The sequence below is a fragment of the Aeromicrobium sp. PFPM2_SD2 genome (assembly GCF_057364525.1).
Genome location: NZ_JBNFNZ010000105.1, coordinates 1 through 6,636 on the forward strand (window position 1 = coordinate 1; position 6,636 = coordinate 6,636).

General features: G+C 71.6%; 7 protein-coding genes, 1 tRNA gene and 2 pseudogenes. All 10 read right to left on the reverse strand.

Going from position 1 to position 6,636, the window contains the following annotated elements; genetic code table 11:
- Positions 1 to 1,326 (reverse strand): phosphate ABC transporter substrate-binding protein PstS (locus AC2W7G_RS07025; RefSeq protein WP_485867806.1); only part of this gene is annotated, 1,326 nt, incomplete at its 3' end.
- Positions 1,323 to 2,438 (reverse strand): phosphate ABC transporter permease PstA, encoded by a 1,116-nt coding sequence (gene pstA / locus AC2W7G_RS07030; RefSeq protein WP_485867807.1) that lies wholly within the window; start codon positions 2,436 to 2,438, stop codon positions 1,323 to 1,325. The genes AC2W7G_RS07025 and pstA, both read right to left, overlap by 4 nt.
- A complete protein-coding gene (pstC, locus tag AC2W7G_RS07035; RefSeq protein ID WP_485867808.1) occupies positions 2,435 to 3,415 on the reverse strand; it encodes a phosphate ABC transporter permease subunit PstC in 981 nt (326 codons plus the stop codon). The genes pstA and pstC overlap by 4 nt, the downstream gene beginning before the upstream one ends.
- Positions 3,416 to 3,622: 207 nt before the next feature.
- Positions 3,623 to 3,698 (reverse strand) — tRNA-Ala (locus AC2W7G_RS07040).
- Between the two features lie 21 nt (positions 3,699 to 3,719).
- A complete protein-coding gene (locus AC2W7G_RS07045; RefSeq protein ID WP_485867809.1) occupies positions 3,720 to 4,127 on the reverse strand; it encodes a histidine phosphatase family protein in 408 nt (135 codons plus the stop codon).
- A 97-nt stretch (positions 4,128 to 4,224) separates the two neighbouring features.
- Positions 4,225 to 4,401 (reverse strand): annotated as a pseudogene (locus tag AC2W7G_RS07050) (histidine phosphatase family protein); the annotation flags it as partial.
- A pseudogene (rsfS, locus tag AC2W7G_RS07055) lies at positions 4,398 to 4,750 on the reverse strand (ribosome silencing factor). The pseudogenes AC2W7G_RS07050 and rsfS, both read right to left, overlap by 4 nt.
- Entirely contained in the window at positions 4,747 to 5,355 is a 609-nt protein-coding gene (nadD, locus tag AC2W7G_RS07060; RefSeq protein ID WP_485867810.1) for a nicotinate-nucleotide adenylyltransferase, read from the reverse strand. The pseudogene rsfS and the gene nadD overlap by 4 nt, the downstream one beginning before the upstream one ends.
- Positions 5,356 to 5,380: 25 nt before the next feature.
- Complete coding sequence (locus AC2W7G_RS07065; RefSeq protein WP_485867811.1) at positions 5,381 to 5,533, reverse strand: hypothetical protein; 153 nt, start codon at positions 5,531 to 5,533, stop codon at positions 5,381 to 5,383.
- A 42-nt stretch (positions 5,534 to 5,575) separates the two neighbouring features.
- On the reverse strand, positions 5,576 to 6,636 hold a 1,061-nt coding region (locus AC2W7G_RS07070; protein ID WP_485867812.1), incomplete at its 5' end, for a glutamate-5-semialdehyde dehydrogenase.

The following is a 6,636-nucleotide window of genomic DNA, read 5'->3' on the forward strand; positions in this document are numbered from 1 at the left end:
GCCGGACGCGGCAGCCGCCTCCTGGGTCGTGGTGGGCGCGGTGCCGGTGCCACCGCCGCACGGGCCGGCTCCCTGCTTGTCGCAGGCCGCCGGCTGCGGGGCCACCTCGGCCAGCTTGTTCTTGCTCAGGTTGCCCGCGACGAAGGTCGGGTTGTTGCAGCGCGTCACGCTGCGGCCGGTGATGTCGACCTTGCTGTCGGCCGTCTTGAGCTTCTTGAGCTGGTCGAACCCGGCCTGCACGAGGTTGAGCGGCAGCGGCGAGTACCCGTACGCGCCGGCCTTCGACTGGCCCTGGCACAGCGAGTAGAACATGAAGTCGGCGAGCGTCTGGCGCTTGGCCGTCGTCATGCGCCGGTCCTTCTTGCCGGTCGGCAGCAGCATGTAGGAGTAGGACGACAACGGGTACGCGCGCGGGTCGGACGCCGTGTAGACGCCGTCCAGGATCTGCGTCAGGTACTGGTCGGAGCGCTTGTCCTGGTTGATCCTGGCCTTGGTCAGCGCGACCGCCACGTTGTACTGCGTGGGCTCGACGTAGTAGCCGGCCTTGTTGAGCACCTTGACCACCGGGTAGCCCTTGTTGACCGGGTAGGAGTACTCGACGTACCCGATGTGCCCGTTGCCGGACTGGCTGGCGATCGTGTTCATCACCTGGTCCGAGCCCGCCGCCGCGATCGCCGTCCCCTTGCGCGGGAAGTACGACGTCAGCCCGGACCGGCCGAAGAAGCCGCGCCAGATCGACGGGAACTGCTTGTCCAGCCACGCGGTGAACTGGGCGGTCGTGCCCGAGCCGTCCGAACGCAGGACCGGCGTGATCTTCAGCGACGGGAAGACCCGCCCGTTGTTGTCCTTCTTGATCGCCGGGTCGTTCCAGTTGGTGATCTTGTTGGTGAAGATCTTGGCGATCGTCTCGCCGGAGAGCCGCAGGTTCTCGACCGGCTTGCCGCCGATCTTGAGCTGGTAGGTGAACGCCGTGCCGCCGGCGATGATCGGCATGTAGGCGAACTCGCGGTCGCCGGCCGAGTCGACGTTCCCGAACTCGTCCTTGCCCTGGTACGGGATCTCGGTGATGCCGAAGTCCGTGACGTTCTGGCCGAACGCCTTGCGGCCCTGGGACGAGCCGCCGCCGCTGTAGGCGATCTGCATGCCGTTGTTCTTCACGTCGGCGATCCACTGCTCCAGGATCACCTGCGACCAGGTGGAGCCGGAGCCCTCGATCTGGGCGTAGGCGGCCTCCGCGGGGCGCGCGAGCACGACGGTCACCGCGAGCGAGAGCAGCACGGCGAGCGTCGCCCTCGCTCCGCGGCGGCGGGTGGTCTGGGAGTTCATCGAAGGCCTTTCGGGGGACGAGCGAGCAGGCGGGCGGCGACGAAGAGCGCCAGGACGACCACGAGCAGGACGGTGGCCGCGGCGAACGCGCGCGCGATGTAGATCGGCTCACCGCTGCGCACGGTGGTGTAGATGAACAGCGGCAGGGAGTTCATGACGCCGTCGGTCGGGTCGAGCACGAGGAAGGGCGCGGCACCGGAGGTCAGGAGCACCGGCGACGTCTCGCCGATGCCGCGGGCGATGCCCAGGATGAGCGCGGTCGCGAGACCGGGACGGGCGGTCGGCAGCACGACGTGCCACACCGTCCGCCAGCGCGAGGCGCCGAGCGCGAGGCTGGCCTCGCGCAGGCCGCCCGGCACGACGCGCAGCACCACGTCCGAGGCCCGGGCGATGATCGGCAGCATCATGACGCTGAGGGCCATCGCGGCGGCGATGCCGGAGCGGTCCAGCCCCAGCCCGATGATGGCCGTCGTGTAGACGAACAGGCCGGCCACGATCGAGGGCAGCGCGGTCATCGCCTCGACGACGGTGCGCACGATGCGGGCGTAGCGTCCGCCCACCTCGGTCATGAACACGGCCGTGCCGATGCCCAGCGGCACGGTGACGACCACGGCGATGCCGACCTGGATGAGCGAGCCGACGATCGCGTGCAGGATGCCGCCGCGGTCGAACGAGTCGCGCGGGCCGACGCCGGCCATGTCCTGGGTGAGCAGGTTCAGGTGCGGCAGCGCCTCGAAGCCGCGCAGGAAGATGAAGCCGATCGTCCACAGCAGTGCGGCCCCGACGACCGCCGCCGCGGCGTGCACCGTGGTGCTGGCCAGCCGGTCGCGGACGATCGACGCGCTGGTCGTCATCGCCGACGCGACGGCGAGCACGACCATCGCGCAGGCGAACGTCGTGAGCGCCAGCACGAGCAGGCCGCTCCAGGGGAGCAGCCGCTGGGTCAGCAGCCAGGCCATCGCCAGGCCGGCCACCCAGGAGCCGGCCATGACGAGCCGGTCCTCGGCCGTGGTCGTGGTGAGCGGGCGCGGCGCGGGCCCCGCGTCCAGGGACGGCGGCTCGTGGCGGACGGTGGTGCCGCCGGCGACCGGCGGGCTGTCGAGGAGGGTCATGCGTCGGTCTCCGCCCCGGATCGGCTGCGGGCGACGACGACCGCGGCGAGCGTGTTGATGATGAGCGTGATGACGAACAGGACGAAGCCGGCGGTCAGGAGTGCGGCGAGCTGGGCGCCGTTGGCCTCGCCGAAGCGTCCGGCGATGAGCGCCGAGACGGTGTTGGTGCCGACCTCCAGCACGCGGATCTTGAGGTCGAAGGCCGGCGAGATGATGAGCAGCACCGCGATGGTCTCGCCGAGCGCGCGGCCCAGGCCGAGCATCGTCCCGCCGATGACGCCGCCGCGGCCGAAGGGCAGCACGACCGAGCGGATCATCCCCCAGCGCGTGGCACCCAGCGCGAGCGCGGCCTCCCGCTCCCCCGTCGGCGCCTGGCTGAACACCTGGCGCATCACCGCGCAGGCCATGGGGATGACCATCATCGCGACGGCGAGCCCGGCGACGAAGGCGGACGCGGTGTAGCGGCTCTGCTCCCAGACGGCGGCGTCCGGGTCGGCCTCGACGGCGAAGAACGGGATCCAGCCCAGGTGGGCGTGCAGCCAGTGGGCGACCGCGGACGCGTGCGGCTGGAGCACGAAGAAGCCCCACAGGCCGTAGATGATGCTCGGCACCGCGGCCATGAGGTCGACCATCGACACGAGCAGGCCGCGCAGCCTCGGCGGCGCGTACTCGCTGATGTAGAGCGCGGTCAGCAGCGCCAGCGGGAAGGCCACCACGAGCGCGACGAGCGCCACGCTGAACGTCCCGACCAGCACCGCCCCGATGCCGATGACGTCGGCCTCGGGCTCCCACTGGGTCTCGGTGAAGAACGACAGGCCGTAGTGACGCAGCGTCGGCCAGGCCTGCAGGGCGAGGAACAGCCCGATCCCGCCGGTGATGAGCAGCACCGTCGTGCCGACCGCGCGCATCGAGACGGCGAAGGCCCGGTCGGCCCCGCTCTCGCCTCCGACGAGGCGCCGGGGGGCGTCCGCGTCCACGGACGGCTCGGCCGTCCGGACCCATGTCGACACTGCGTCTCCGTCTCCTCGCGCGGGAATGACGCGAGAACAGTAGGGACGCGCGGGAGGGCGGCGCGGGGCTTGCGATGAACGGGCCGTGAACGCTCGACGGCGGGTTCGGGACCGGCCGTTCCGGGCCGAGGAACGCAGCAGGCCCGCCGTCTCCGGCGGGCCTGCTGCGGGTGGTGGTGGAGCATAGGGGATTCGAACCCCTGACCTCTTCCATGCCATGGAAGCGCGCTACCAACTGCGCCAATGCCCCGCGATCAACCGAGATGGAACTCTACCGGACGTCCCTCGACTCCCCCAAACCGGGGTCGGCCTCGTCGTCGGAGAGCACCGGCTCGGGCGGCGTCCAGGAGTTCCACTCCTGGATGCGCCAGCTGCGTCCGGGACCGGCCCACCGCTCCTCCAGGTACACGCAGGCGCAGTTGCTCAGCCCGCTGAACACCTGCCAGTACCCCTGCGGCAGCCCGACGAAGGTGCACGCGCCGGTGCGGATGGACGCGCCGTGCGAGACGACGACGGCGGTCTGGCCGTCCTCCAGCGACGCGGCCAGCTCCTCCAGGACGACGGCGACGCGGGCGCCGGCCTCCTCGTAGGTCTCCGAGCCCGGGACGCGCAGGCCGGTGTTCTCGGCCGTGCTGCGCATCTCCTCGGGCCAGCGCTCCCACGCCTCGCGCACGGTCATGCCCTCGCGCTCGCCGAAGCTGACCTCGCGCAGGCGCGGGGTCGATCTCCAGCTCGACGCCGGTGAGCTCCACGAGGGCCTCGGCCGTCGAGCGGGCGCGCACCAGGTCCGAGGACACGATGCGGTCCGGCCGCAGCTCGGCCAGGCGCGGCGCGGCCACCCGCGCCTGCCGACGACCCTCGTCGTCCAGCGGCACGTCGGTCTGGCCCTGGACGCGTCCCTGGACGTTCCACTGCGTGCGCCCGTGGCGCCACAGGACGATCCGCTTGTTCACGACAGCGGCACGGTCGGGCAGTCGCCCCAGAGCCGCTCGAGCGAGTAGAAGGCGCGCTCCTCGGTGTGCTGGACGTGCACGACGACGTCGGCGAAGTCGAGCAGCACCCAGCGTCCCTCGCGGGCGCCCTCGCGCCGGACGGGCTTGGCGCCGAGCTTGAGCAGCGCCTCCTCCACGGCGTCCTGGACGGCGCGGATCTGCGGCTGGTTGGAGCCCGAGCAGACCAGGAAGACGTCGGTGATGACGAGCTGCTCGGAGACGTCGAGCGCGACGACGTCGGTGGCGCCCTTGTCGATCGCGGCCGCGCGGCGGCGCGGGTCAGCTCGAGGGCACGGTCGGTGGCGGTCATGAGTGATCTCCGTAGAGCTGGTGCTTCTGGATGTACTGCACGACGCCGTCGGGCACGAGGTACCAGACGGGCTGCCCGCGCTCGGCGCGCTGGCGGCAGTCGGTGGACGAGATGGCGAGGGCGGGGACCTCGACGAGGGTGACGCGGTCGTGCGGGAAGCTCTCGATCGCGGCGGCGTCGAGCTCGTGGCCCGGACGCGTGACGCCGACGAAGTGGGCCAGGTCGAACAGCCCGTCGTGGTCGCGCCAGGTGAGGATCTGCGCCATGGCGTCCGCGCCGGTGATGAAGTACAGGTCGGCGTCGGGCAGCTGCTTCTGCAGGTCGGTCAGCGTGTCGATCGTGTAGGTCGGGCCGGCGCGGTCGATGTCGACCCGGCTGACCTGGAACCGCGGGTTCGCCGCCGTCGCGATGACGGTCATGAGGTAGCGGTGCTCGGCCGGCGAGACCTGGCGGTCGCTCTTCTGCCAGGGCTGGCCCGTGGGCACGAAGATGACCTGGTCCAGGTCGAACCAGGACTGCACCTCGCTGGCGGCGACGAGGTGGCCGTGGTGGATGGGGTCGAACGTCCCGCCCATCACGCCGATGCGGGCGCGGCGCCCGCTCATCGGCGCCTCGTCGCGTCCGGGCGCATCAGGAGTGTTCGCGGCCCTTGCCGAAGCTCAGCAGCCCGAGCATCAGGCCGAGCAGGATGACGAGCGCGATGGCGCCGATGACGAACGGGTTGACGCCGCCACCGGAGTGCTCGGCGGTCTCGGCGGCGTGCATGATCAGGGACGACGACATGGCCCCGATGCTATCCCACGCCGCCGAGACGTCCGGCGTCCGCTAGCGGATCTGGCCGGTGCCGGTGACGACGTACGTGGTCGTGGTCATCTCCGGGAGCCCCATGGGTCCGCGGGCGTGCAGCTTCTGGGTGGAGATGCCGATCTCGGCGCCGAAGCCGAACTCGCCGCCATCGGTGAAGCGGGTCGAGGCGTTGACCATGACCGCGGCGGCGTCGACGCCGAGCGTGAAGCGCTGCGCGGCCTCCATGGACGACGTCACGATCGCCTCGGTGTGCCCGGTCGAGTAGCGACGGACGTGCTCCAGCGCGTCGTCGAGGCTGTCGACGACGCGGGCGGAGATCTCCAGGGCCAGGAACTCGGTGTCGAAGTCCTCGTCGGTGACCGGCACGACGGCGGGGTCGGCGGCCACGAACGCGGGGTCGCCGTGCACGAGGACGCCGCGCTCGCGCAGCGCGGCGACGACGCGCGGCACGAACGCGTCGGCGACCGTCTTGTGCACGAGCAGCGACTCGGCGCTGTTGCAGACGCTCGTGCGGTGCGTCTTGGAGTTGAGGACGATCTCCAGCGCCATGTCGAGGTCGGCGTCGGCGTCGACGTACACGTGGACGTTGCCCGCGCCGGTCTCGATCGTCGGGACGGTGGCGTTGTCGACGACCTCGCGGATGAGCCCGGCTCCCCCGCGCGGGATGACGAGGTCGACCAGGCCGCGGGCCTGCATGAGCGCGCGAGCCGTCGAGCGGTCGTCGGCGGGCACGAGCTGCACGACGTCCGCCGGGAGCCCCGCCCCCTCGGCCGCCTCGCGCAGCACGGCGACGATCGCGGCGTTGGAGCGGGCCGCGGAGCCGGACCCGCGCAGCAGCACGGCGTTGCCGGACTTGACGCAGATCGCAGCGGCGTCGGCGGTGACGTTGGGACGGGCCTCGTAGATGATGCCGATGACGCCGAGCGGCACGCGCACCTGACGCAGCTGCAGGCCGTTGGGCAGCGTCGAGCCGCGGACGACCTCGCCGACCGGGTCGGGCAGGGCCACGACCGTGCGGATGCCGTCGGCCATCGCCGCGACGCGCGACGCGTCCAGGCTCAGGCGGTCGACGAGGTGCT

Excerpts from the sequence above, each read along its gene's own strand:
- pstA (WP_485867807.1), bottom strand. The coding sequence starts at position 2,438 with ATGACCCTCCTCGACAGCCCGCCGGTCGCCGGCGGCACCACCGTCCGC.
- AC2W7G_RS07045 (WP_485867809.1), bottom strand. The coding sequence starts at position 4,127 with ATGACCGTGCGCGAGGCGTGGGAGCGCTGGCCCGAGGAGATGCGCAGC.
- nadD (WP_485867810.1), bottom strand. The coding sequence starts at position 5,355 with ATGAGCGGGCGCCGCGCCCGCATCGGCGTGATGGGCGGGACGTTCGAC.
- AC2W7G_RS07065 (WP_485867811.1), bottom strand. The coding sequence starts at position 5,533 with ATGTCGTCGTCCCTGATCATGCACGCCGCCGAGACCGCCGAGCACTCC.